Source organism: Streptomyces sp. NPDC038707 (genome assembly GCF_040636485.1).
GTDB lineage: Bacteria > Actinomycetota > Actinomycetes > Streptomycetales > Streptomycetaceae > Streptomyces.
The window spans coordinates 17,300-41,614 of sequence record NZ_JBEZUP010000040.1 but is presented as its reverse complement, the minus strand read 5'-3'; the positions used below and the strand labels follow the sequence as shown (position 1 = coordinate 41,614).

Sequence of the window (24,315 nt, the reverse complement as noted above, 5' to 3'; positions counted from 1 at the left end):
GAAGGAGGACATCGATCATGGCCACCCACGCCAGCGACCGCGATCCGATCATCCCTCCCATGCCCGAGCGGACCCCCAAGGCGCTGCGCAGGGCCATCACCCAGCACGCGCCCCAGCTCCTCCCCGACTTCGACGCACACTGGAAGTGGGCGATCGCTGACGCGTACGACACGACGCCCGTGGCCGCGTTCATGGCTTTGTGGTGGGGCGAGTACGCCCTGGCCCGGGACCCCGAGCTAGACGCACACGTGCGTGATCTGGAACAGCGAGCCTCAGTGGCCACCGACTTCAACGAGGCCAAGGCTCTGCTCGAAGAAGCGTCGAAGATTCACCACCGGATGCGAGACCTGGAGCCCGGGGAGTGACCGACGGTTTCATGGGGCCGCCCTGGCAAATGGACTGGCGGCTCAGCGCTCTCGCCTACCTGGAAGCGCTGCCTGCGGAGGTGCGGGACCTGGTCTACGCCGTGCGTAGCGAGCTGATTACGGTCAAAGACCCTTACTTCCGCGGAATCGATGCCGATGAAGGCCCTCCCGATGGAATCAAGGTACGGCCGGCCCGGTGTACCGAGCCGAAGGGGCGTCACATCTGCTACTTCGGCCACGGCAACGGCTGGCTCAAGTTCGTCTTCGTACCCAGGGTGGAAGATCCCCAGATCGTGGTGGAGGAACTCTTCTGGCTGGGCACCGAACCGGCTGAGGCGCCGCCAACGGAGGAGTAGGACCCCGGCCGCCGCTCCGCAGGACCACGCGGCGGCCGGAGTACCCGAAACCTCAGGAAGCCGAAGGAGTCCAGTCGCCCAGCCAGTCGCCGATCTCCTGGCCGGAGGCCTGCGCGTCGGTCAGTTGAGGGCGGTCCGTGCTGGCCGAGCCCGCGCCCGCGCCGGTGTTCTTGTACTCCGCGAAGCGGTCGTTCTTCCAGGAGAAGCCGCTCATGTCGGTCCAGGGGGTTGTTTTGATCGCCGCGCTCAACGACGTGTTGCGGACCGTGGTCTGCGGGTCCAGCGTGGCGTCGCCGCCGGCGTGCCAGGGGCGGCCCAGGTAGAAGGTGCGGTCGGAGACGTCACCGGACACCGTGGAGTTGGCGATCAGGATGCCCTTGCGGTTCGCCGCCGTGGACGGGGCCGTCACGTAACCCGCCGACGTGCCGTTCCACCGCTTCTTCAGGGTGATGACCGACTTGTCGATGACCGCCGTGGCCCGGCCGAAGATGAAGTCGACGTTGCCGATCACGTACGAGTTCGTCATGTAGACCCGGCCGAGGCGGTCCTTGGACGCCGTGTCCAGGAGGAGGGTGTCCTGGTCGCCGGACACGATCACCCCGTCCAGGAACACCTTGTCGGACGCCGTGCGCAGGGCCACCGCCTGCTGGGCTATGTCCTGGTGGGCCGCCTCGTCGAAGTCGTTCGTGATGCTGAGGTTGCGCGCCTGGAAGTCGTCGGCCTCCACGGCCACGGTCGCGCTGCCGCCGGTGCCGTACGTGCCCGAGCCGTCCGGCTTGGGCGTGCCGGACGCGTTGTTGTAGACGATCACCGTGTCCTTGCGACTGGCACCCGTGCCCTGGATGGTGACGTGCGGCTTGTTCGACGGGACCTTGACCGTCTCCCGGTACGTGCCGGGCTTCACCGCGATGACCACCCGGGAGGCGTTGTTCGCCGGGACCGCGTTCACCGCCGCCTGGACGGTCGTGTACTGGCCCGAGCCGTCCTTGGCGACGGTCAGCGTGGTCGCCGCCGCCTTGGCCGTCGTGGTGGTCGTGCCCAGGGAACTGCGCGGCCCGGCCCCCGACTTCACCACCGACGGTACGTCCGCCGCCTTGTCGGGCGTGTACGCGTAGTAGCTCCTCGGGTCCCACGACCCGCCCGTGCCCCCGCTCTCGTTGCGGCCGCTCGTGCCCGAGAAGACGTTGCCGCGCTGGACGAGGGTGGCCGTCGTGTCCCTGATCACCGGGTTGGCCAGGCCCTGGAAGTACGAGTTCTCCAGCAGCATGCTGGTGTTGCCGCGCGCGTAGTTGCCGTAGGACGACGTGATCGCCGTACCCGGCTCGTCCACGAGGTAGTTGTTGTACAGGTGGGCGTGGGCCACGTTGTCCGTGGACGGGTTGCGCTGCTCGGTCTCGCGGATCCAGTTGTGGTGGATCGTGATGTCCGCCGTGGTGTTCTCGGTCCAGCCGATGCCGAACGCCTTGTTCTCCTGGCCGAGCCGGTTCCAGGACACGGTGAGGTACGTGGTGTCCTTGCGGCTGTCGATCAGCCCGTCCGCCATGTGCCGGATGTCGTTGTGGTCGATCCAGACGTGGTGGGCGCCGTCCATCTGGATGCCGTCGTAGTCGTGCTCCTTGTCGTTCCAGACGCCCTGGTACGCGTCCCGGATGGTCAGGTTCCGGATGATCACGTTGTGGACGCCCTGGCCGAGGAAGAAGCCGCCGCCGACGATCTGGCCCGAGGTGCCCGAGCCGATGATGGTCTTGTCGGACTGGACTTTGATCTCCTTGCCGACCGGGTCCATCGTGATCGCGGCGGCCACGACGATGATGTACGGCTTGTCGGCGGTGGCGTACTTCTCCAGGTCGGCGAGGGTCTTCACGGTGACGATCTCGCCACCGCGCCCGCCGTACGTGCCGTTCTGCCCGAGCGCGTTCACCGAGGCGAACCCGTCGGCGGCCTGCGTGGCCCACGCCGGTACGGCGGTCGCGGCCGACGCGTGCGACGAGGCGCCGGGGCCGAGCAGGCCGTAGCCGAGTCCGCCCGCCGCCGCGAGCGCGAGCGGCAGCCCGGCCGCGAACGCGGCACGGCTCCTGCGGTGACGGGGAGTGCGAGTGCTCATGAGCGACTCCAGGTGTGGTCCGTGTGGGGGTGCCACACCGGAGTCGCCGCCGGGCGCGGGAAGGTTGCCGGACGTGGTCAGCCGGCGGTGTGGAGGCCGAAACCGGTGCGGCCCGGCAGCTCCAGGCCCTCGCGGAGGCGGAGCGAGGGGATCTCGTAGTCGCCGTGGTTCTGGCGGCGGTACGGGACCGGGTCGGTGTCCTCCAGGGTCAGCAGCCGCTTCTTCCACTGCTCGGCCGCGTCCGCGAACACCTCGGGGGCCATCCGTACCGTCCGGTACAGGACGAACGGCGGCAGCACGTCCATGCCGGGGTGGTAGAGGATGCCGTGCTGGATCGGGAACAGCACGTCCTCGATGGGGCCGTTGATGCCCCGGTCCGAGTAGTGGGACTCGGGGCCGCCGACCGTCACCGACAGCATGGCCCGCCTGCCCTTGAGGGCGCCGTCGCCGAAGCGGTCGCCGTAGCGGACCTCGTTGTGCTCGCCGACGCCGTACCCGAAGCCGTAGGTGAACACGCGGTCCACCCAGCCCTTGAGGATCGCCGGCATCGAGTACCACCACAGCGGGAACTGGAGGATCACGGTGTCCGCCCACAGCAGCTTCTCCTGCTCGGCCCGGATGTCGTCGGACAGCGCGCCGGAGGCGAAGGCGCGGCCGGAGTCGTGGACCACGTCCAGCGGGCTGGAGGCGTCACCGCCGAAGTCGGCCGCGTCGACCTCGGACTTCCAGCCCATCGCGTACAGGTCGCTGACCCGTACCTCGTGCCCCGCACCGGTCAGCGTCTCCACCGCGATGTCGGTGAGCGCGCCGTTCAGTGACCGCCGCTCGGGGTGGGCGTGCACGATGAAGACCTTCATGACTGCTCCTGCTCCTTGAGACCTTGGGTCGGGATGCCCTCGATCCTCGCGGGCTCCGGCGGTGCGATTCAGGGACGCTTCCTCCGTAGGACCGGACTTCCTGGTACTCGCGGGGCCACCCAGCCGGGGCGCCCGGCGCGGATACTGGAGCGATGGACGATCTGGCTGACTTCCTGCGCACCCGGCGGGCCCGGGTCCGCCCCGAGAGCGTCGGCATCCGCGCCGACTCGCGCCGTCGCGTGACCGGGCTGCGGCGCGAGGAGGTCGCGCACCTGTCGGGGGTGAGCGTCGACTACTACGTCCGGCTGGAGCAGGGGCGGGCCCGGCAGCCCTCGGTCCAGGTGCTCGACGCGCTCGCACGCGTCCTCGGCCTGGACGACGTGGAGCGCGAGCACCTGCACCGGCTCGCCCGCCGGGTGGTGGGCGAGCCCCGGCGGGCCACCTCGGCCCGGCCGCGCCCCGAACTGCTGCGGGTCCTGGAGCTGATCACCGACGCCCCCGCGTTCCTCATCGACCACCGGCTGACCGTGCTGGCCGCCAACCACCTCGGCGACATGATCTACAGCCGGCCGGCCGAGGGCCTGAACATCGCCCGGCACCTCTTCCTGACCGAGGAGGGGCGGGAGCTGTTCGCCGACTGGGAGAACTGCACCCTCGACGTCGTCGGCCATCTGCGGCTGGCGGCCGGCCGCTGCCCCGGCGACCGGGAACTGGCCGCCCTCATCGGCGAACTCGCCATGCACAGCGAACGCTTCCGGCAGCTGTGGGCGCGCGCCGACGTCCGCACCCGCACCCATGGCCGCAAGGCGTACCACCACCCGGTGGTCGGCCGCCTGGAACTGCACCAGGAGAACTTCGCCCTCCCGGACGTCACCGGCGCGGAGCTGATCGTCCAGTCGGCCGCCCCCGGCACCGCCGCCCACGACAGCCTGCGCCTCCTCGCCAGCCTGGGCGCGACGGACCGGGCGGCCCGGGACGCCGGCCTGCCCGAGCGGGCGGCGGGCGGGGCCTGACTCAGCCGGCCGCCACCTCCGGGGCCTCCGGCGGCGGGGTCGGGGCGCCCGGCAGGCGGACCGTGGCCACCGTGCCGGTGCCCTCCGCGCGGGCGAGGGTGACCTCGCCGCCCGCCTGCTGGACCGTACGGGCCACGATGGACAGGCCGAGTCCCGAGCCGGGCAGCGCGCGGGCGCCGGGGGAGCGCCAGAACCGGTCGAAGACGTGCGGGAGTTCGTGTTCGGGGATGCCGGGACCGTGGTCGCGGACGGTCAGTACGCCCTCGTGCAGCCGCACCTCGACCGTGCCGCCCCCGGGGCTGAACTTCACCGCGTTGTCCAGGATGTTGACCACGGCCCGTTCCAGCGCGGACGGCTCCGCCCGGACGTACCAGGGCTCCAGGTCGGCGGTGATCGACAGCTCCGGGCCGCGCAGCCGGGCCCGGCGCAGCGCCGCCTCCACGGTGTCCCGGAAGGAGACGACCTGCGGCCGCTCGCCGCGCTGTCCCTCCGAGCGGGACAGCTCCTGGAGGTCGCCGATCAGCGCGGCCAGCTCGGTCATCTGCGCCTTCACCGAGGCGAGCAGCGCCTTGCGGTCCTCGGGCGGCAGCGGGCGGCCCGTCTCCTCGCTGCGGGTGAGCAGCTCGATGTTGGTCCGCAACGACGTCAGCGGCGTACGGAGTTCATGGCCGGCGTCGGCGATCAGCTGCTGCTGGAGGTCCCGGGAACTGGCCAGCGAGGCGGTCATCGAGTTGAACGACCGGGACAGCCGGGCCACCTCGTCCTCGCTGTCCTCCTCCACCGGGATGCGCACGCTCAGGTCCTCGGTCCGGGCCACGTGCTCCACGGCCTCCGTGAGCCGGTCCACCGGCCGCAGCCCGACCCGGGCCACCGCGAGCCCCGCCGCGCCGGCGCCGAGGACCCCGATGGCCGACACCAGCAGCAGGATCAGCGCGAGGTCGTTGAGGTTCTGCTGGGTGCTCTTGAGCGGCATGGCGATGAGCACGCCGACGTTGGGCCCGCGCTCGCCGGTCGAGGACGCGGTGGCCAGCAGCGGCCGGGTGAGCACCCGTACGTCGTTGCCCTCGCTGTCGGTGCCGTTGCGGAAGTAGAGGGTGCCGACGTCCAGGTGCCGGATCTCCGACTTGTCGGCCTCCGTGACGTCGATCTTCACCGAGGCGCCCCCGAACAGGCAGACCTTGCCGTCCTCCGTGACCACCTGGGAGTAGCGGTCCCGGAAGGGGTTGTCGGAGGGCGGGGTGTCCGTGCAGCGGGCGAGGGCCAGCAGCACCTGGTCGGGCTGGGTGGTGTTCTTCAGCGACTTGCGAAGGTCGTCGTCCACCTGGTCGTACAGCTTGCGTTCCACGATGAACCAGCAGGTCATCGACACCGCGGCCACCGCGAACGCCACCGCCGCCGCGACCAGCACCGCCAGCCGTGCCCGGATCGGCAGCGCCCGGTACCGGCGCAGCAGACGTTTCACTCGGCGCCGCCCTGCCTCAGGACGTAGCCCACGCCCCGCACGGTGTGCACCAGGCGCGGCTCGCCGCCCGCCTCGGTCTTGCGGCGCAGGTACATCACGTACACGTCCAGGGAGTTGGAGGACGGCTCGAAGTCGAAGCCCCACACCGCCTTCAGGATCTGCTCCCGGGTGAGCACCTGGCGCGGGTGGGCCATGAACATCTCCAGCAGGGTGAACTCGGTGCGGGTCAGCTCCACCGGCCGGCCGCCCCGGGTCACCTCCCGGGTGGCCAGGTTCATCCGCAGGTCGGCGAAGGTGAGCGCCTCGTCCTGCTGGGCCTCGGCGGACACCGCCGCGGCGTAGGAGCTGCGGCGCAGCAGCGCGCGGATCCGGGCGAACAGCTCGTCCAGCTCGAAGGGTTTGACCAGGTAGTCGTCGGCGCCCGCGTCCAGGCCGGTGACCCGGTCGCCGACCGTGTCGCGGGCGGTGAGCATCAGGATCGGGGTGGTGTCCCCGGCGCCCCGGATCCGGCGGGCCGCCGTCAGGCCGTCCATGCGGGGCATCTGGATGTCCAGCACGACCAGGTCCGGCCGGTAGGCGCCAGCCTTCTCCAGGGCGTCCGCCCCGTCGACGGCGACCTCGGTGTCGTACCCCTCGAAGGCCAGGCTGCGCTGCAGGGCCTCGCGCACGGCCGGCTCGTCGTCGACGATCAGGATGCGCTGGGGGTCACGGTCGCCTTCGGCGGGGCTCATCGCTCGCGGTTCCTCGGGGTGCGGGGGGACGGTTGCGGACGTCTCTCAGCGTGCCACGGGTCGCGGGCCGGTGGGGGACGCGCGGGCCGGTCAGGCCCGGACCGTGCTCAGCCGGTGCAGCGGAACCTTGCGGCGGTGCCGGCGGGCGGCGGAGGTGCGCAGGCCCATCAGCTGCGGGACCGGCGTCACGGTCCGGGTCGCCACCTCGGGGGCGCGGGGCGCCGGAACATCGGGGACATGCAGCTCGGACACGATGGACAGGGCCAGGGTGAGGCCGGCGGGGCCGCGTTCGGCCATGCGGTGCGGAACGTGCTTGATCATGACCTGCTCCTTGCTGACTCGTGCGCCGGCTGGGCGCGTGAGTGGTCTAGCTGGTGCCGCCGGACCGCAGGGCGGCCAGGTCGGACTTGACGGTGTTGACCGGGATGGCGAAGCCGAGGCCGATGCTGCCCGCGTCCGCGGACGACGAGGCCTGGGCGGCCGAGGAGTACATCGCGGAGTTGATCCCGACGACCCGGCCGCTCGCGTCGATCAGCGCGCCGCCGGAGTTGCCGGGGTTCAGGGACGCGTCGGTCTGTATCGCCTTGTAGGTGGTGGTGGACGAGCCGGTGTCGCCGTTGAACTCACGGCCGCCGAACCGGAACGGCCACTGGCCGTCGCCGCCCTGGTCCTGGCCCTGGTTCTCGTCGGTGGAGACGGTGACGTCGCGGTCCAGGGCGGAGACGATGCCGCTGGTCACGGTGCCGGTCAGGCCCTCGGGGGAGCCGATGGCCACGACCGGGTCGCCGACCTGCACGGCGTCGGAGTTCCCGAGCGCCGCCGCCTTCAGGCCCGTGGCGCCCCGCACCTTGATCAGCGCGAGGTCCTTGGAGCTGTCGGTGCCGAGCACCTCGGCGGTGTGGCTCCTGCCGTCGCTGGTGCGCACCTTCACCGAGGTGGCACCGGAGACGACGTGGTTGTTGGTGACGATCTCGCCGTCCGAGCTGACGATCACCCCGGAACCGGTGGAGGAGCCGCCCGCGAGGGTCGCGTTGATCTCGACCACGCTCGGGCTGACCGCGGCGGCGATGGCGGCGACGTCGCCCCGCTTGCTGGTCGGCACCGCTGGGGTGCCGACGGCGGCGGTGGCGTCCTTGCCGGTCAGCTCCTGGACGGTGTAGGCCGTGCCGCCGCCGACCGCCGCGGCGACGATCGCGACGGCCGCGAGCAGGGCCACCGGTCCGCGTCCGCGCTTCTTGCCCGGCTCGGGCTGCTGCGCCGGCCGGTACGGCGGCGGGGGCGGCCACTCCGGGTGCGCGGAGGAGGCGGGGGAGGAAGAGTACGGCTGCTCGTAAGTGCCCTGGCTCTCGGTCATGACACAAGAGTCCCCCGCGACCATGAGAGCTTCCTGAGCGCACGCTGAGAAGCCCGGCAGAACCGTGTTTGCCCGATATAAAGACGGGCACCGGCGCGGCGCCCGGGGGCTAGCCGCAGCCGCAGCTCGTGCGTACCACCAGCCGGGACGGGAACGTCTTCAGCCGCTCCCGGCGCGAGCCCGCGACCCGCAGCCCGTCGTCCAGGACCAGGTCGACGGCCGCCCGCGCCATCGCCGACCGGTCGGAGGCGACCGTGGTCAGCGGCGGATCGGCGAGCGCGGCCTCCTTGATGTCGTCGAACCCGGCCACCCCCAGCTCGCCCGGCACGTCGATGCGCAGCTCGCGCGCGGCCCGCAGCAGGCCGATCGCCTGGTCGTCGGTGGAGCAGAAGACCGCCGGGGGCCGCCGGGGCCCGGAGAGGACGTCCAGGGCGACGCGATAGGCGTCGTAGCGGTTGTACGGCGCCTCGAACAGCCGGCCCTCGACGGTCAGCCCGGCCTCCGCCATGGCCCGCTTCCAGCCCTCGACGTGGTCGGAGACCGGGTCGCCGACGGCCGGGGTCTCGGCCGTGCCGCCCATGCAGGCCACGTACTCGTAGCCGTGCTCCAGCAGGTGGCGCACCGCGAGCTGGGCGCCGCCGAGGTCGTCCGTCACCACGGCCACGTCGTCGATGGCCTCCGGCCGCTCGTGCAGCAGCACCACCCGGGCGTCCCAGGCGTCGATCTCGGCGGCGGCGAGGTCGTTCAGCGCATGCGAGACGAGGATCAGGCCCGAGACCCGCATGCCGAGGAAGGCCCGCAGATAGTGCACCTCTCGCTCGCCGATGTAGTCGGTGTTGCCGACCAGCACCATCTTCCCGCGCTCGGAGGCGGCCTGTTCGACCGCGTGCGCCATCTCGCCGAAGAACGGCTGGCGGGCGTCCGGGATGATCAGCCCTATGAGGTCGGTGCGCCGGGACGCCATGGCCTGCGCCACCCGGTCGGGCCGGTACCCCAGTTCCTTGATCGCTGCGAGGACGCGCTCGCGCGTGGCCGGGGCGACCGGCCGGGGTCCGTTGTTGATGACATAACTGACGACGGCGGTGGAGGTCCCAGCCAGCCGTGCCACGTCATCCCGAGTCACCTTGGCCACGCGCGGAGTCTACGCGGATGGACCCCTTCTGGGCAGGGCGTATCACCTGGTGGCCGGGCGGCGGCGGGCCCCCGCGCGCGGTGCCGGGGGCCGGTCAGGTCTCGGCGTGCGCCTCGGCGCCGGCCGGTACGGCGGTTGCGTCCGCATCCTCCGCCTTTGCCCGGGCGGCCTTGCCCTTGGCCTCGTCGGCGGACCGGTCGGACTTCTCGGGCGTAACGAATCGATAACCCACGTTGCGGACGGTCCCGATCAGCGACTCGTGCTCCGGGCCGAGCTTCGCCCGCAGCCGCCGTACGTGCACGTCGACCGTCCGGGTGCCGCCGAAGTAGTCGTACCCCCACACCTCCTGGAGCAGCTGGGCGCGGGTGAAGACCCGGCCGGGGTGCTGCGCGAGGTATTTGAGCAGCTCGAACTCCTTGAAAGTCAGGTCCAGGACCCGGCCCTTGAGCTTGGCGGAGTAGGTGGCCTCGTCCACGGACAGGTCGCCGTTGCGGATCTCCATCGGCGAGTCGTCGTTGACGAGCTGCTGGCGGCCCATGGCGAGGCGCAGCCGGGCCTCGACCTCGGCGGGACCGGCGGTGTCGAGCAGGACGTCGTCGATGCCCCAGTCCGCGGTGACGGCGGCGAGACCGCCCTCCGTGACGACGAGGACCAGCGGACAGCCGGGGCCGGTGGAGCGCAGCAGCTGGCACAGGCTGCGCACCTGGGGCAGGTCGCGGCGGCCGTCGACGAGGATCACGTCGGCGCCCGGCGTGTCGACCAGCGCGGGGCCCTCCGCCGGGGCCACCCGCACGTGGTGCAGGAGCAGGCCGAGAGCGGGCAGTACTTCTGTCGACGGTTGAAGGGCGTTGGTCAGGAGCAGCAGAGAACTCATACGTCTGGTTCCTCCTCGGTCCCTGCGAGGACGCTGTGCGGACGGGCACTGCTCTGCGATCCCGAAGGCCCCGTACACCCGCGGGGACCCGGAGGATTCCCGCTCGTATACAACGCTTCCGAAAGCACAAAAGGACCCGGGGGCTACGCTGCCCGAGTCCTCTGCCCAGCAGAATAGCCCACATGAGCAATCGACCGGCGGGTGATGTGGCCCGTCCCACCGCTCGTCCGCATTGCGGGACGACCGGAAGCGGCCAGGTGCGGGCCTTTCTCCGCACGGCAGACGGCGTGCGGGTCGAATCCGTATACGATCCGGGCCCCGGTGCCGTATACGAAGGCTTTGCCGGCCCTTTGGAAGCCGCACCTCCGGTCTCCCGCGGTCTCGCGTTCGTGATCGCGCACGGCTTCACCGGGGACGTGGACCGGCCGCACGTGCGCCGGGTGGCCCGCGTGCTGCGCGGCAGCGGCGCGGTGGTCACCTTCTCCTTCCGCGGCCACGGACGCTCCGGCGGCCGGTCCACCGTCGGCGACAAGGAGGTGCTGGACCTCGAGGCCGCCGTGGCCTGGGCCCGCCGCCTCGGGCACGCGCGCGTGGTCACCGTCGGCTTCTCCATGGGCGGCTCGGTGGTCCTGCGGCACGCGGCGCTGCGGCCCGGCGCGGTGGACGCCGTGGTCTCGGTGAGCGCGCCCGCCCGCTGGTACTACCGGGGCACCGCCCCCATGCGCCGCCTGCACTGGCTGGTCACCCGCCCCGAGGGCCGCCTGGTCGGCCGCTACGGCCTGCGCACCCGCATCCACCACCGCGACTGGGACCCGGTCCCGCTCTCCCCGGTGCGGGCCGTGCCGCGGATCGCCCCGACCCCGCTGCTCATCGTGCACGGCGACCGCGACGGCTACTTCCCGCTGGACCACCCCCGGATGCTCGCCGAGGCGGCCGGCGGCCACGGCGACCTGTGGATCGAGGCGGGCATGGGCCACGCCGAGCACGCTGCGGACGACGCCCTGGTGGCCCGGATCGCGGACTGGGCGGTGTCGGCGGCGGGCTAGCCTGACTCACACTGTCTTTGACTTTTCTTGTTCCTGCCGTCGATTGAGGATTCAGATGCCCAAGGTCACGGTGCGCTACTGGGCCGCCGCCAAGGCCGCGGCCCGGGTCGCCGAGGAGCCGTACGAGGCGGACACGCTGGCCGGCGCGCTGGCCGCCGTCCGCGAGCGTCACCCCGGTGAACTCACCCGCGTGCTCCAGCGTTGCTCCTTCCTCGTCGACGGCGACCCCGTCGGGACCCGCGCGCATGAGACGGTACGGCTGGCCGAGGGCGGCACGGTCGAGGTGCTCCCGCCGTTCGCAGGAGGGTGAGCATGACCGACCAGCCTTACCAGGGCGGCCCCCACCAGGGCTACGGCCCCTACCAGCAGCCCGGGCAGCAGTGGCCCGGACACGAGCAGCAGTACGGCCACGACCCCGAGCTGACCCAGCAGTGGCAGGGCCAGACCTGGGAGACCCAGACGCACCCGGCGGTGCCGGCGGAGGAGACGTCGTACCTGCCGCGGCAGGAGCAGCAGCAGGCGTACCAGCAGCCGCAGGGGTACTACCAGGAGCCGGGGTACCAGGGGTACCAACAGGGGCAGCAGCCCCAGCAGCCCCAGCACCCCCAGCACCCCCAGCACCCCCAGCACCCCCAGCACCCCCAGCACCCCCAGCAGCCCCAGCAGCCCCAGCAGTACGCCGACCCGTACGCCGATCCGTACGCGGGAGCGTATGAAGGGGCGCACAGCGGTTCGTACCCCGGGGCGTACGCCCCCGCTCAGGCACCCGCACCGGCCCCGGCCCCCGCACCGGCCCCGACTCCGCCCCCGGCCGCCTCCGTACCCGCCGCCGAGGCCCCCGCCGGCCCCGGCGACCCCGCCGACGAGCCCGCCTACGGCCCCGCCACCCTCGCCGGGAACGCGCGGATCACCGACGCCCAGCGGGCCCGTCTGGAGGGCCGTTCGCCGATCATCGAGCCCGGCATGCAGCCGGCGGCGCTCACCGCGCTGCTGGCCCTGCTGCTGGCCGCGGCGGCGCCCATCGCGTCGTACGCCCTGGTCGTCCCGCTCGTGGTGCTCCAGGCGGTCACGGCCGCGGGCTGGTTCCGGCTGAACGGCATGTGGCCCGCCCGGCAGGGCATCGCGCTGGCCTTCGCGGGCGCGCTGACGTCCGACGTGGCGGTCCTGGCGGCCGGCCGCGACCACGCCCTGGTGGCCATCCTCGGCCCGCTCGGCCTGTGGGTCCTGCTCTCCCTCGTCCTGCAACTGCGCTCGCACGCCTCGCCGGACGAGCGGATGTACGGCCTGATGGCGACGGTCGTCTCGGCGGCCCTCGCCGTGCTGGCCACCGGCTACCTGGCGGCCGGCTCCCACGAGGTGTCGGTGGGCGCGGCGGCCGTCGCGGCGGCGGTCGTGGCCCGCGCCCTGCCGCTGCCGGGCCCGGCCCGGGTCGTGGCCGCGCTGCTCGCGGCGGCGGGCGCGGGCGTCGTGGTGGGCGGTCTGACCGGCTTCGGCACCAAGGGCGCCGTCCTCGGCGCGGCGGCCGGGGCGTGCGCGCTGATCGGCCACCGGGCGGCGAGCTACGACTATCCGTCCCGCTTCGTGCACTTCACGGCGGGCGTCGCCCTCCCGCTGTCGGCGGCGGCCCCGGTGGTGTGGGTACTGGGCCGCGCGCTGGGCTAGAACCCGGCCCCCTGAGCCGCGGGAACCGGGGCTCAGGGGGCGGCGTCCTGATCGGCGACCACGTGCCCTGCCTGCGCTGGACGGGTTTCCCTCCCGGGGCGCACCTCTGGAGCCGGCCCCTGTCCTTGCCCTTGCCCCTGTTCTTGCCCTCGGCATATGGGAGCCGGGTGCATCGGGCCAATCAACCCGGTCACACGGCCCCCATCCGCCCCGGGCGGTGCCGACTGTGCGGAGCGGCCGGCGGTGCGGGGGAGTTCCCCCGGTGATCCATATCGCCGCCATCGGTCCGCCGGCCTGCGTCTTCCCTGATCGACAGGGCGCCCACAGACGCTCTTGGCCGTAAGAAGCGCCTGCCGATTCCGTACCCGTTGATCAGGCTCTGGGCCCTATCTAGCCTCTTCAGGAGTCTTCACCGGGCCCAGACGCGCCTTGTCTCGCGTCTTCGCCGAGCACGTAATCCCCAGCCGAGCATGGGAGATCACCGTGAGCAGCAATGGGCAGGAAAGCACTGTCGTCAACCCCCTGGAGAACGGCGCGCTCCGCCGTTTGGCGCACCACTATCACCGGTACGGCATCGTCACCGTCACCGATCTGATCCGGGAAGAAGTCCGCAAAACCGTGCGGGCGGAGGCGGACCGGCTCCTGGACAAATACGCCGAGCGGCGTGATCTGCGCCTCCAGACCACCGGATACACCCGCCGCTCGATGTCCGTGGTGCCGAGCGAGACGATCGCGGCCAACAGCGAACTGGTCACCTCGATCTACGCGAATCCGGAACTGCTCGGCGCGCTGGAGCGCATAGCCGGGGAGAAACTCCACCCCTGCCCCAAGGCCGACGAGGAATTCCTGATCACCCGGCAGGAACGCAGCGGGGACACGCACGGCTGGCACTGGGGCGATTTCAGCTTCGCCCTCATCTGGGTGCTCCAGGCCCCGCCCATCGACGTCGGCGGTCTGCTCCAGTGCGTGCCGCACACGGAATGGGACAAGAGCGACCCGCGGATCCACCAGTATCTCGTCGACAACCCCATCGACACCTATCACTTCCAGTCGGGCGACGTGTACTTCCTGCGCACCGACACCACGCTCCACCGCACGATTCCGCTCCGCGAGGACACCACCCGCATCATCCTGAACATGACCTGGGCCGGCGAGCGGGACCTGCGGCGCGAGCTCCAGGGCGACGACCGCTGGTGGGAGGACGCCGGCGTACCGGCCGCCGCCGCCCTGGACGAGTGACCGGCCACCGCACCGACGGCCCGGCCGGGGCCTGGCGCCCGGCACCCCGCACGTCCCGCACCCCCCCGCTTTCTCCCGCGACGAGGGATCACCATGACCGATCTGAACACCCCCGAAGCCAAGCCGCTGTCGGACCACTTCGACCACGTGGAGCCGGGGATCCGCCGGCGGATCGCCGTGCAGGACCCGGAGATCAAGGACTACCTGGACGGTGTGCTCGCGAAGATCGCCTCGCACCGCGGCGTCGAGCACCCGTACCTCAACGCCTACCGCACCACGGCGCTCACCCCCGAGCAGGAGCGCCTGATGTACAGCGAGTGCTACTACTTCTTCCGCTACCTCCCCTTCTACATCACGGGGATGGCGGTCAAGACGCGCGACGAGACGATCCTGCGGGAGATCATCCTGAACGTGGCGGACGAGGTCGGCGGCGAGGTCACGCACTCCACGCTCTTCGCCGGCTTCCTGGCCCGGATCGGCATCGACAAGGAGCACCTGGACGCCTACGAACCGCTGGACGTCACCAAGCGGCTCAACGACGGCATCCGGGTCCTGTACACCGAGTCGCCGATCCACAAGGCCCTCGGCGCGCTGTACGCCGACGAGACCATGTCGTCCATCATGGTCTCGAAGATCAACGACGGGCTGCGCAACCAGGGCTACGACGACGACCTGCGCCACTTCTGGCAGCTGCACATCGACGTCGAGGTGGGGCACAGCAACTCCGTCTTCAACGCGATCGCGCCCTACGTCCACTCGCCCGCCACCCGCGCCGAGTTCGAGGCGGGCGCCTACGAGTTCCTCGGGCTGGTGGAGGACTACTGGGACGGCGTGCAGCGGCTCGTGGGCCTCGACGCATGAGCCGAGCGGTATCCGGCACCACCGGGCCGGCCGGCGGCCCGCGGCACATCGCCGCCGGCCGGCCCGTCCCCGGCTCCGTGCACTCGGTGTCCGTCTCGATCCCCGACGTGGCCTCGGTCATCGGCTACGAGTCGCACGACCCGGCCACCCTGAGCCGCATCAACTGGGGCTACCCGCGCTTCCGCCCCCACCCGTACGTGGCCCGGGTGGCGGAGCTGGCGGCCCGGGAGGACCCGGGCGGGGAGCGGGGCGGGGCGTGGCTGCCGGTGCGTACGGCGCGGGCCGCGCGGGCCGCCGCGGCCTACGCCGGCCTGCCGCCCGGCGCGGTGCGCGACCTCACCCTCGGCGGGCACTCCCTGCCCGGGGTGCGGCTGCCCGCCGGGGGTCCGGAGGCCGAGCGGGCGCGGGCGTACATCATGCACACCGGCGGCCACCTGTCCTCGCGGCAGGCGGAGGACGTGCTGTGGGACGCGGGCCTGATCGACGCCCGGCAGCCCGAGGAGACCGCGGACGAGTCGCCCGCCCGGGCCGTCGCGGCGGCCCTCGCCGAGGCCTACGGCGTGCCCGGACCGGAGCACGTGGCGCTGCGCAACAGCGGCATGAACGCGGTGACGGCGGCCGTCGAGGCGGTCACGGAGATCCAGCGGGACAGCGGCCGGCGCCGCTGGCTCCAGCTCGGCTGGATCTTCTTCGACACCATGCGCCTGTTCGAGAAGAAGGTCGTGGACGCCGAGCACACCACCGTGCCCGACCCCTACGACCTGGCGGAGGTCGCCCGGGTCGCCGCCGCGCACGCGGGCGGACTGGCCGGCATCGTCGCGGAGATCCCGAGCAACCCGGGACTGAGCGTGCCCGACCTGCCGGCGCTGCGCGAGATCGCCGACCGGGCCGGCTGCGCCCTGGTGATCGACGCGACGATCGCCACCCCGCACAACGTCGACGTGGTCCCGTACGCCGACGTGGTCTGCGAGAGCCTGACCAAGTACGCCACCGGGTCGGCCGACGTGCTGATGGGCGCGGTGGTGGTCCCGCCCGGCTCGCGGTTCGCCGGCGACCTGCTGACCGTGCTGCCGCACCACGGCGACGAGCCCTACCGCCGGGACGCGGCCCGGGTGGCCGCGCGGGTCCGCGGCTACGCGGAGCGGATGGCGCGGGTCAACGCGAACGCGCTGGCCCTCGCCGAGTGCCTGGACCGCCACCCGGACGTCGTCCGGGACACCGGCTGGGCGCTCGACGGCCGGTCCGCCGCCAACTACCGCAAGGTGGCGCGGGACTCCGGCGGCCCGGGCGGGCTGCTGATGGTGGACCTCAAGGTCCCCCTGGAGCAGGTCTACGACCGGCTGGCGGTGGCCAAGGGGCCCAGTTTCGGGGCGGAGTTCACCATGGCGTCCCCGCAGGTCTTCATCGCGCACTACGACCTGCTCACCACCGCCCGGGGGCGGGCCGCGCTGCGCGAGCGGGGGCTGCACCGGGACATGCTGCGGGTCTCCGTCGGCACCGAGCCGCCGGAGCTGATCGTGGAGGCCTTCGAGCGGGCCCTGCGCCCCGTCTGACGTCCCCGGGGCGGGTCCCCGGACGCCCCGGGGACCCGCCCCGAGGTCAGTCGGCTGCGGCGGGCCGCAGCAGGGCTGCCCGGGCGGCCTCGGTGTAGCGCTCGGCGCCTTCGAACGTCGGCGCCAGCGCGGTGAGTTCCACGAAACCGCAGGTCTTCAGGGCGCCCAGGACGTGCAGCGCGACCCCCTCGCCCCGGTCCCGGCGGTACAGCAGGTCCTCGGCGCGCAGCCGCGCCACCGCGCTCCGCGGGTCGAGGCGGCCCAGCGCCGCGGGGTCGAGGATCCGCCCGTGGACGTAGCACATGGCCTGTCCGTCGGGCCGGCGCAGCCGGCCGTCCTCGCCGACGTCCCGGCCGACCAGGGCCTCGGCGTAGCGCAGCACGTGGCTGGGGCCGACCTTGCGCAGATTGATCTCCACGGCGAGCGGGCCGCGTCCCCGCGCGATCACGAAGTCCACGCCGAAGCTGCCCCGGTGGCCGAGCGAGGCGAGCACCGCGCCGGTCCGGGCCACCGCGTCCGTGATGGCGGGCCGCCACCGTTCCTCGGCGGGGTACCGGCAGCCCCAGTACTGGCCCTGGGAGAGCACCTGGTCGTGGCAGGCGAGCACCTTCACCGTGCCGTCGGCGGCGACGTACCCCTGGCCGCTGGGGGAGGAGGTGACCCCCTCCAGGAACTCCTCCACGATCACGCCCTCGTCGGCCAGTTCCCGGTGGAACTCGGCGGCGGACATCCGCAGGACCTCGGCCGAGCCGAGCAGGTCGCCGGTGCGGGCGTACTCCTCGCAGTCGACGAGCACATTGCCGACGGAGGCCGCCCAGGTGCTCGCGCTGACCTTCACCAGCACGTGCCGGGGCCGGTCCGGCCCGCCGGCCAGCCGCCGGATCGCGGCCGCCACCTCCGCCTCGTCGCGCAGCGCCTCGGCCCCGCCGCCGGGCACCGGCACGCCGGCCCGCAGCAGGATCTCCTTGCTGCCCGCCTTGCTGCCCCAGCGGGCGGCCAGGGAGGCGTGCCCCTCGTCCAGTCCGGCGCCGATCCTGCGGGCCAGCTCGTCCAGCGCCTCGGACGCCATGAAGTGCACGATGTCGGCCCGCGGGGTCTTGCCGACGGCGTCCCGCAGCGCGGCCACGAGACCGTCGTCGCCGAGGACGAGGTCGTCCAGCGGGCGGGGCCCGCGGGCGCTCGGGGTGAGCAGGGTCAGCCGCTCGCGGGCGCTGTCGGCCGTCCGGTCGTCGAATCCGAAGACATCCCGGAAATGATATTCGAGGGTGTACGGGTCGACGGGTTCCGAGGTGACGACGACGGCTCTTTCCTCGGGGTCTTTCAGGCTCCACAGAAAACTCAGGCTCCGCTCGGCGGAGTAACGCAGATACGGCACCTCTTCCAGCATGCGATCGGCGTAGTTGAGCGCGTAGATCAGGATCTGCGTGTAACCGGAATCTGCCATACGGGGAGATTAGGCGTGGCGCTCGGGGAATGGTAGTGGAATCGCCCGTTCCGGTGGTGGGTCGAATTCACCCCCGCCCTCTCATATTCAAGTTGACGCTTTTTCCGGGCACATGCCGGAGGGCCGCACCCCCGTCGGCGTCCAACCCCGGGGATGCGGCCCTCCAGCCGTCACGGTGAGTCCTGTCTGCGGACCCGGCCCAGCCCGCTCAGACCGCGATGGCGACCTCCGCGAGCCCGCCCTGCTGGGCGACGACCGTACGGTCCGCGGTCCCGCCCGGCACCAGGGCGCGCACGGTCCACGTGCCCTCGGCCGCGTAGAAGCGGAACTGGCCGGTCGCGGAGGTGGGCACCTCCGCGGTGAACTCGCCGGTGGCGTCCAGCAGCCGGACGTAACCGGTCACCGGCTCGCCGTCGCGGGTCACCTGACCCTGGATCGTGGTCTCACCGGGCTTGATCGCCGAGGCGTCCGGGCCGCCGGCCTTCGCTCCGCACATGTCGTACTCCTGAGGGGTTGAGAGGGGGGCGGGATTACTTGCCGGCGCCGAGCTCGATCGGCACGCCGACGAGGGAGCCGTACTCGGTCCAGGAGCCGTCGTAGTTCTTGACGTTCTCCACGCCCAGCAGCTCGTGCAGCACGAACCAGGTCAGGGCCGAGCGCTCACCGATGCGGCAGTAGGCGATCGTGTCCTTGGCGAGGTCGACGTTCTCCTCGGTGTAGAGGGCCTTCAGCTCCTCGTCCGACTTGAAGGTGCCGTCGTCGTTGGCGTTCTTCGACCACGGGATGTTCTTCGCGCTCGGCACGTGACCCGGGCGCTGCGACTGCTCCTGCGGCAGGTGGGCCGGGGCGAGCAGCTTGCCGGAGAACTCGTCGGGCGAGCGGACGTCGACCAGGTTCTGTGCCCCGATGGCCGCCACGACGTCGTCGCGGAAGGCACGGATCGAGGTGTCCTGCGGCTTGGCCTCGTACGTGGTCTTCGGGCGCTCCGGGACCTCGTCGCCGGCGACCAGCTCGCGGGCGTCCAGCTCCCACTTCTTGCGGCCGCCGTCGAGGAGCTTGACGTTCTCGTGGCCGTAGAGCTTGAAGTACCAGTACGCGTACGACGCGAACCAGTTGTTGTTGCCGCCGTAGAGGATCACCGTGTGGTCGTTGGCGATGCCCTTCTCCGACAGGAGCTTCTCGAAGCCCTCCTGGTCGACGAAGTCACGGCGGACCGGGTCCTGGAGGTCCTTGGTCCAGTCGATGCGGATCGCGTTCTTGATGTGGTTCTTCTCGTAGGCGGACGTGTCCTCGTCCACTTCCACGATGGCGATGGTCGGGTCGTCCAGGTGCTCCTGGAGCCAGTCGGCGTCGACCAGGACGTCGCTGCGGCTCATGCTCTTTCTCCTCCGGGGCAGTCGCGGCGGGGCGTGCGAGTAGACAGGCGTGCGCTCGGTGCCCGAGCGGCACACGGATGCCCTGACAGCAGGGCGGGTGAGGACGCGGGAGCCGGGGGCTTCCGCTCAGAAGGGGCGACAGAGCATGGCGGCCACGCGGCACAGGTCCACTGCCCGCCGCTTGGTGAGAACCGCCTGTCCCCGCGGCTGGAGGACGCTCGTCGAGTACCGCATGGGCCCGATCGTAGGGACGACGGGGCGGGCATGTCACCGGTGTGTCACATGGCGAGACGCGATCGTCCGAATGGTGGTACGAGGAGAGCGTCCGGCCGACCCCGGGGGGCCCGCCGGACGCTCGCGCGCACGGGTACGGCTACGGAGCGGACGCGCCCGTCTCGCCAGTCGGACGATCGCCGTCCGCCCCGGACTCCGGGCGCCTACCCCGCCAGCCGGACGTCCGAACCCTTCACGGTGATCTCGACGCCGTCCGGGGCCGCCTGCACCTTGTCCAGCTTGATCCCGCCGGGCAGCTGGTCGATGGCCTGCTGGAAGTCGGTGATCGTGCGGATGCGGTCCTCGGCGACCGCGGCGCCGGCCAGGCTGGGCAGCGAGTCCGCGTGCACCTCGACCTTGCCGTCCGCCACGCCCACCGAACTGAGCACGGACACCGTCTGCTTGATCCCGAGGGCGGGCGCGGTCAGCTCCACCGCCACCTTGATCTTCCCGTTGCCGCCGTCGGAGAGCCCGGTCACCCGGGCGCTGGCCCCCGGGGCCACCTGGGTCGGCTCCGACTTGGCGGTCTTCAGCAGCTCGGCGTACGAGACCCGCCCGGTGCCGGTCGCGGTGGCCGCGGTGGCGGAGCCGAAGTCACTGGAGAACTCCACGCCCTTCATGTGGGCCTTCAGGTCCTCGACGCGGATGGTCTGCCCGGCGTTGCCGGTGGCCGCGTCGTACTCCCCGATCCCGACCTCGACGTCGTCCAGGGAGCCGCCCGCGAGCTGGGTGAGGAACGGGAATCCCTTGATGTCCACGTCCGGGGTCCCGGCCAGGTTCTCGGTCGTCTTCAGCTTGTCCGCGGCCTCGCCCTCGGCGAAGTGCACGGCGACCCGGTCCGCGATCACGAACAGCGCGCCCAGGATCACGACGACGATCAGCAGTATGCGCAGGCCTCGCATGGGTTCCCCCGGGTCGGTGGTGTGGCGGCGGTGACGGGCGTCCGGTACGGATACGCCACGGTAACCCCGCCGGGCCCGGCCGCCGGGAAATTGTGGATCAGTTGTGACAGGGCCCGCCGGTCCTACTCTGGAGCTATGTACGCCCGGCGACGGCACCTCTACTTCGCCATGATGGGGACGTGTATCGGCCTCTTCGTCCTGGCCTGGGGAGTCGTGCGCATCTGGTCCGTGCCGGCGGCCGTGGGCCTGTGCGTCGTGGCCATGGTCATCCCGCCGGTCGCCGCGATGGTCGCCAACCGGCGGGGCCCGGAGGACCGCTGGTGGGACGACCCCTCGGGCGACCCGCAGTCGGACGAGTGGTGGGACGAACTGGACGGCAAGAAGCGCCCGCGTCCGTGAGGGCCTGCCGGCGCCTCAGTAGACGAGTGCCTGGGTGCCGTCGCCCAGGGCCTCCTGCACGAACACCTGCGCGCCCGCGATCCGCACGCCCTCGATGACGTCCTTCTCGGTGATCTCGCGGCGGGCGGCGCACTGCGTGCACAGCGTGATCCGGCCGGCCGCGAGGATGGACTCGATCAGGTCGGGCAGCGGCGCGGCGTGCGGCAGCTCGAACTCCGCGGCCCGCCCCGGCAGCGCGAACCACGACGACTCCCCGGTCAGCCACAGCGACACGTCGACCCCGCTGGCCACGGCCACGGCGGCGACCGTGAACGCCTGCGAACACCGCTCGGGGGCGTCGGCCCCGGCCGTCACCTTGATAACCAGCTTTTTCGCCATGCCCGAATCGTAATCCGCTTGCCCACAACTCCATGTGCATGCCATGAGTCTCTGTGTCAGCGCGGCGCGGAAGCCGCGCTTCCTTGTCCTTTGGGGGGAGTCCTTTGGACGTGTACGCGAGACCCGGTACCGAGCCGGCGGACGCCGGTGCCGCCGCCGGTCCTGTCAGTGCGGCCGGTGCTGCCTTAGAGCCCTTAGAGCCGGTACGGCGACGGGGGCGGATGCCGTCGCTTCTGCTTGGAGCCGCCGTGCTCGGCCTGGTCTCCGGTCTGTGCGCCGGTTACCTCGTCCAGGCCGGCCGGGAGCCCACCGCGCTGCCCCCGCTGTCGCAGCCGAGTCCGGCCCGAGCCGCGGGAGAGGGGCCCGCACGCCTGTCCGCCGCGCGGGACCGCAGGGTCAGGACCGACGGCGACCTGCGCCGGCTCCTGCTGAAGGCACCGGACGGGGCGCGTGAGAACACGTCCCTGACCGAGGACGGCTGGATGAGCCTGAACCAACTGGCGGAGACGTACGACGACCCGGCGGTCGGCTACGGCTGGCTGCTCGGCGAGGAGTTCCGCCGCGCCGCCGCCGTCGGCTGGACCGAGGGCGGCACCCGCACGGTCGAGATCCGGCTGCTCCAGTTCCGGCAGGAAGAAGTGTTCGGCGCCCGCGAGGAGGCGGAGGACAGCCAGTACTGGGCCGGGCGCGAGAGCGACTCCGAGAGCTGGGCGATACCCGGCACGGGCGTCGGCAAGGCGTACACGTACCGCGGGGCCCGGACCCGGGACGGAAGGCGCGTGTACGAGGCGCGGGCGCACGCGTGGCGCGGGGACGTCTCCCTGGATATCTGGATCAACGACACCGAGCCGGTCCCGAAGAAGGCGATCGTGGACCTGGCGAAGCGGCAGATGGAGCGGCTGTGACGTCCGAGAGCCCTGAGAACCCCGCTCCCGAGCCGGTGTCCGGGCCTGCCGTCCCCGCCGGGTCCGCTCCCGGGCGCCCTCGTCGCCGTGCCGGACGCGTGCTGGGGGGTGCCGTGCTGGCACTCGCCGTCGTCGCGGGGGTGAGCTGGACCGCGGTCGTCGTGCACGGGGCCGACCGCGCCCCGGGCGCCGCCGGCTGGCGGCTGCCCGAGGCGTCCGAGGGCAGGCCGGCCGAGGCCGGGGGCGCCGGACTGGGCGGCCTGCTGCTGCCCTACGGCGAGCACCGGTACCGGCCCGGCCCGGACCTGAACGAATTCGGCTCCGACATCGAGCTGACCGGCGCCCAGACCGCCGCCCTGCGCAAGCGGTCACTCGCCCGGCTGCCCCGGTCCCAGCGGCTGGCGATGGAGCGTCAGATCGACCGCCAGCCGGTCAAGGGCATGGCACTGCGCAGCTACGTGGGGCCCGCCGGGGCCTCCGCCGGCTCCGACGCGGAGGAGTTCACGGTGCAGATCACGCTGGCGCGGGTGGCGGACCGGCGGACCGCGCACTCGCTGGCGGCCGCCCAGCGGCTGCTCCTGGGCTCCGCGGAGACCGTCCGGGAGGGTCCGGCCATCAAGGGCCACGAGGACGCCGGGTGCTTCCTGCCGCCGAAGGACGTGGTGGAAGGCCTCGACGCGATGCTGTGCGTCGGGTCCGTCGGAGACGTCGTGCTCACCGCCTCGGCGACCGGGACCGAGGCGCTGGACCGGCAGGAGGTGGCGGACATGGTGACCGCCCAGTTCGACCGCATCAAGGACCCGGGGAAGGCCGTATGACCGAGCAGACCCAGCACCCGGCCGCACAACCGCCGACCACACGGCCACCGGCCGAGCGGGAGACGACCCCGCGGTTGCCGGCCGTACCGGAGGAGCCCACCCAGCCGTCGGCCGTGCGGGAGGAAGCCTCGGCGCCGTCGGCCGTGCGGGAGGAAGCCTCGGCGCCGTCGGCCGTGCGGGAGGAAGCCTCGGCGCCGTCGGCCGCGCGGGAGGGGGCCTCGCATCTGCCGGCCGCGCGGGAGGGGGCCTCGCGGCTGTCGGACATGCCGGAGGAGCCCCCGCGGTCGTCGGCCCCCGGTGAGGCGGCGCCGTGGGAGGCAGGGCCGCAGGGGGCGGAGCCCGCTCTGCCGCCGCCGCTCGCCGTTCCGCCGTCCCCCGCCGGTTCCCGGCAGCGGCGGCGGATGCGGGCGGCGCTGCGGTGGACCGCCGCCGCGGCCGTGTTCTGCCTGGTGGGCGCCGGGACGGCGTACGGCACCACCCGGATGGAGCGGACGGATCTGCCGGGCCTGGCCACCGCCTCCGACGGCCGCTGGGACTACCCGGAGCTGGTCCGGCCGCCGCTGCCGCCCGGCCGCCCCGGTCCGCTCGAAGCCGGTAACCGCACCGGAGCGCACCACGCGGACCTGCGGGCGCTGGTGCTGCCCGCGCCGCACGGGGCGACGGTGGAGCCGGGACCGCGCGGCACGGACGGCTGGCTGCCGGTGAAGGACTTCCTCGCCGACTACGCGGCCGTGGAGCAGCGCCGGGAACTGGCCCAGCAGCTCACCGACCACGGGCTGCGCCACATCGCGGGCCGCGGCTGGACCACCCCGGACGGCACCCGCACCACGATCCGGCTGCTGCGGTTCGACAGCGCGGTCGTCGCCGAGACCCTGCTGTCCGGCTCCCTCGCCAACGCCGCGGCGCCCGCCTTCCCGGTGCGCGGTGCCGACTACTACGAGCTGGACGGGACGTTCCCGCCGAAGGCCCGTATGAAGGGCGTGACGCTCTACCCGTTCGCGGAGACCGAGCCGTACGGCGCCGAGCAGGTGCGGCAGGCGTACCTGGCGGCCGGGGACACCGTCGCGGTGATCACCCAGACCCGCGAGGGCGGGGTGGACGCCGTTCCGTTCCGGCAGACGGTGACCCTGCAGACCGAGCTGCTCAGCTGAGCGGACCTCCTCAGGAGGGCCGGGGCCCGGCCGCGTAAGCTGGGCTCCGGCTCTGTCGTA

At 72.4% G+C, this 24,315-nt stretch carries 27 protein-coding genes; 13 read left to right on the top strand and 14 right to left on the bottom strand.

Annotated features, from left to right (window positions below):
• Positions 1–17: 17 nt before the first annotated feature.
• Positions 18–365 carry a DUF6247 family protein gene (locus AB0E62_RS34545; RefSeq protein ID WP_362203129.1) on the top strand — a complete coding sequence of 116 codons (348 nt, stop codon included), beginning with the start codon at positions 18–20 and terminating at the stop codon, positions 363–365.
• Positions 362–721, top strand: a complete 360-nt coding sequence (locus AB0E62_RS34540) for a hypothetical protein (protein WP_362203126.1) — start codon at positions 362–364, stop codon at positions 719–721. The genes AB0E62_RS34545 and AB0E62_RS34540 overlap by 4 nt, the downstream gene beginning before the upstream one ends.
• Before the next feature lie 52 nt (positions 722–773).
• Here the strand turns inward: AB0E62_RS34540 and AB0E62_RS34535 are convergent, their stop codons facing one another.
• Positions 774–2,825 carry a pectinesterase family protein gene (locus AB0E62_RS34535; protein WP_362203123.1) on the bottom strand — a complete coding sequence of 684 codons (2,052 nt, stop codon included), beginning with the start codon at positions 2,823–2,825 and terminating at the stop codon, positions 774–776.
• A gap of 77 nt (positions 2,826–2,902) precedes the next feature.
• Positions 2,903–3,682 carry an NAD(P)H-dependent oxidoreductase gene (locus AB0E62_RS34530; protein WP_362203121.1) on the bottom strand — a complete coding sequence of 260 codons (780 nt, stop codon included), beginning with the start codon at positions 3,680–3,682 and terminating at the stop codon, positions 2,903–2,905.
• A 152-nt stretch (positions 3,683–3,834) separates the two neighbouring features.
• Between AB0E62_RS34530 and AB0E62_RS34525 the strand changes: the two genes are divergently transcribed.
• On the top strand, positions 3,835–4,695 hold the full coding sequence (locus AB0E62_RS34525; protein ID WP_362203118.1) for a helix-turn-helix transcriptional regulator: 861 nt from the start codon (positions 3,835–3,837) through the stop codon (positions 4,693–4,695).
• 1 nt (position 4,696) lies between these two features.
• Here the strand turns inward: AB0E62_RS34525 and AB0E62_RS34520 are convergent, their stop codons facing one another.
• The 6 genes from AB0E62_RS34520 to AB0E62_RS34495 form a co-directional block, all read right to left on the bottom strand.
• Entirely contained in the window at positions 4,697–6,157 is a 1,461-nt protein-coding gene (locus AB0E62_RS34520; RefSeq protein WP_362203115.1) for a HAMP domain-containing sensor histidine kinase, read from the bottom strand.
• The gene (locus AB0E62_RS34515; RefSeq protein ID WP_362203113.1) at positions 6,154–6,888 is read right to left on the bottom strand and encodes a response regulator transcription factor; all 735 of its coding nucleotides are present in this window, start codon (positions 6,886–6,888) and stop codon (positions 6,154–6,156) included. Before AB0E62_RS34515 ends, AB0E62_RS34520 begins: the two co-directional genes overlap by 4 nt.
• 90 nt (positions 6,889–6,978) lie before the next feature.
• Positions 6,979–7,209 carry a hypothetical protein gene (locus AB0E62_RS34510; RefSeq protein WP_362203110.1) on the bottom strand — a complete coding sequence of 77 codons (231 nt, stop codon included), beginning with the start codon at positions 7,207–7,209 and terminating at the stop codon, positions 6,979–6,981.
• Positions 7,210–7,255: 46 nt separating this feature from the next.
• Positions 7,256–8,242 (bottom strand): trypsin-like peptidase domain-containing protein, encoded by a 987-nt coding sequence (locus tag AB0E62_RS34505; RefSeq protein WP_362203107.1) that lies wholly within the window; start codon positions 8,240–8,242, stop codon positions 7,256–7,258.
• A gap of 109 nt (positions 8,243–8,351) precedes the next feature.
• Positions 8,352–9,374 (bottom strand): LacI family DNA-binding transcriptional regulator, encoded by a 1,023-nt coding sequence (locus AB0E62_RS34500; RefSeq protein WP_362203104.1) that lies wholly within the window; start codon positions 9,372–9,374, stop codon positions 8,352–8,354.
• Between the two features lie 94 nt (positions 9,375–9,468).
• Complete coding sequence (locus AB0E62_RS34495; protein WP_362203101.1) at positions 9,469–10,248, bottom strand: response regulator transcription factor; 780 nt, start codon at positions 10,246–10,248, stop codon at positions 9,469–9,471.
• Between the two features lie 182 nt (positions 10,249–10,430).
• Between AB0E62_RS34495 and AB0E62_RS34490 the strand changes: the two genes are divergently transcribed.
• The 6 genes from AB0E62_RS34490 (at position 10,431) to besB (ending at position 16,609) form a co-directional block, all read left to right on the top strand.
• Positions 10,431–11,294: an alpha/beta fold hydrolase gene (locus AB0E62_RS34490; RefSeq protein WP_362203098.1), complete on the top strand. Its 864-nt coding sequence runs from the start codon at positions 10,431–10,433 to the stop codon at positions 11,292–11,294.
• 55 nt (positions 11,295–11,349) lie between these two features.
• Positions 11,350–11,604: a MoaD/ThiS family protein gene (locus AB0E62_RS34485; protein ID WP_344350611.1), complete on the top strand. Its 255-nt coding sequence runs from the start codon at positions 11,350–11,352 to the stop codon at positions 11,602–11,604.
• Positions 11,605–11,606: 2 nt separating this feature from the next.
• On the top strand, positions 11,607–12,956 hold the full coding sequence (locus AB0E62_RS34480) for a hypothetical protein (protein ID WP_362203095.1): 1,350 nt from the start codon (positions 11,607–11,609) through the stop codon (positions 12,954–12,956).
• A 483-nt stretch (positions 12,957–13,439) separates the two neighbouring features.
• Positions 13,440–14,195, top strand: a complete 756-nt coding sequence (besD, locus tag AB0E62_RS34475; RefSeq protein WP_362203092.1) for an L-lysine 4-chlorinase BesD — start codon at positions 13,440–13,442, stop codon at positions 14,193–14,195.
• A 93-nt stretch (positions 14,196–14,288) separates the two neighbouring features.
• Positions 14,289–15,056, top strand: coding sequence for a 4-chloro-allylglycine synthase BesC (gene besC, locus AB0E62_RS34470; protein ID WP_362203089.1), 768 nt, complete (start codon positions 14,289–14,291; stop codon positions 15,054–15,056).
• A complete protein-coding gene (gene besB, locus AB0E62_RS34465) occupies positions 15,053–16,609 on the top strand; it encodes an L-2-amino-4-chloropent-4-enoate dechlorinase/desaturase BesB (protein ID WP_362203086.1) in 1,557 nt (518 codons plus the stop codon). Before besC ends, besB begins: the two co-directional genes overlap by 4 nt.
• Positions 16,610–16,655: 46 nt before the next feature.
• Here besB and besA read toward each other — a convergent pair whose 3' ends face one another.
• The 5 genes from besA to AB0E62_RS34440 all read right to left on the bottom strand — a co-directional run bounded on the left by besA (position 16,656) and on the right by AB0E62_RS34440 (position 20,604).
• Complete coding sequence (gene besA / locus AB0E62_RS34460) at positions 16,656–18,053, bottom strand: L-propargylglycine--L-glutamate ligase BesA (RefSeq protein ID WP_362203083.1); 1,398 nt, start codon at positions 18,051–18,053, stop codon at positions 16,656–16,658.
• A 208-nt stretch (positions 18,054–18,261) separates the two neighbouring features.
• On the bottom strand, positions 18,262–18,549 hold the full coding sequence (locus AB0E62_RS34455; RefSeq protein WP_362203080.1) for a DUF1416 domain-containing protein: 288 nt from the start codon (positions 18,547–18,549) through the stop codon (positions 18,262–18,264).
• A 34-nt stretch (positions 18,550–18,583) separates the two neighbouring features.
• Positions 18,584–19,429 carry a sulfurtransferase gene (locus AB0E62_RS34450; RefSeq protein ID WP_362203077.1) on the bottom strand — a complete coding sequence of 282 codons (846 nt, stop codon included), beginning with the start codon at positions 19,427–19,429 and terminating at the stop codon, positions 18,584–18,586.
• 126 nt (positions 19,430–19,555) lie between these two features.
• Entirely contained in the window at positions 19,556–19,663 is a 108-nt protein-coding gene (locus AB0E62_RS34445) for an Ms5788A family Cys-rich leader peptide (RefSeq protein ID WP_362203074.1), read from the bottom strand.
• A gap of 203 nt (positions 19,664–19,866) precedes the next feature.
• The gene (locus AB0E62_RS34440; protein ID WP_362203071.1) at positions 19,867–20,604 is read right to left on the bottom strand and encodes a DUF2993 domain-containing protein; all 738 of its coding nucleotides are present in this window, start codon (positions 20,602–20,604) and stop codon (positions 19,867–19,869) included.
• A 96-nt stretch (positions 20,605–20,700) separates the two neighbouring features.
• On the opposite strand from AB0E62_RS34440, the gene AB0E62_RS34435 reads away from it, so the two are divergent.
• The gene (locus AB0E62_RS34435; RefSeq protein ID WP_362203216.1) at positions 20,701–21,003 is read left to right on the top strand and encodes a DUF3099 domain-containing protein; all 303 of its coding nucleotides are present in this window, start codon (positions 20,701–20,703) and stop codon (positions 21,001–21,003) included.
• Between the two features lie 15 nt (positions 21,004–21,018).
• Here the strand turns inward: AB0E62_RS34435 and AB0E62_RS34430 are convergent, their stop codons facing one another.
• On the bottom strand, positions 21,019–21,381 hold the full coding sequence (locus AB0E62_RS34430; protein ID WP_362203068.1) for a DsrE family protein: 363 nt from the start codon (positions 21,379–21,381) through the stop codon (positions 21,019–21,021).
• A gap of 221 nt (positions 21,382–21,602) precedes the next feature.
• On the opposite strand from AB0E62_RS34430, the gene AB0E62_RS34425 reads away from it, so the two are divergent.
• From AB0E62_RS34425 to AB0E62_RS34415, 3 genes are all read left to right on the top strand, one after another.
• A complete protein-coding gene (locus tag AB0E62_RS34425; protein ID WP_362203065.1) occupies positions 21,603–22,286 on the top strand; it encodes a hypothetical protein in 684 nt (227 codons plus the stop codon).
• Between the two features lie 113 nt (positions 22,287–22,399).
• Positions 22,400–23,104 (top strand): hypothetical protein, encoded by a 705-nt coding sequence (locus tag AB0E62_RS34420; protein ID WP_362203062.1) that lies wholly within the window; start codon positions 22,400–22,402, stop codon positions 23,102–23,104.
• Entirely contained in the window at positions 23,101–24,255 is a 1,155-nt protein-coding gene (locus tag AB0E62_RS34415) for a hypothetical protein (RefSeq protein WP_362203059.1), read from the top strand. The genes AB0E62_RS34420 and AB0E62_RS34415 overlap by 4 nt, the downstream gene beginning before the upstream one ends.
• Positions 24,256–24,315: the final 60 nt, after the last annotated feature.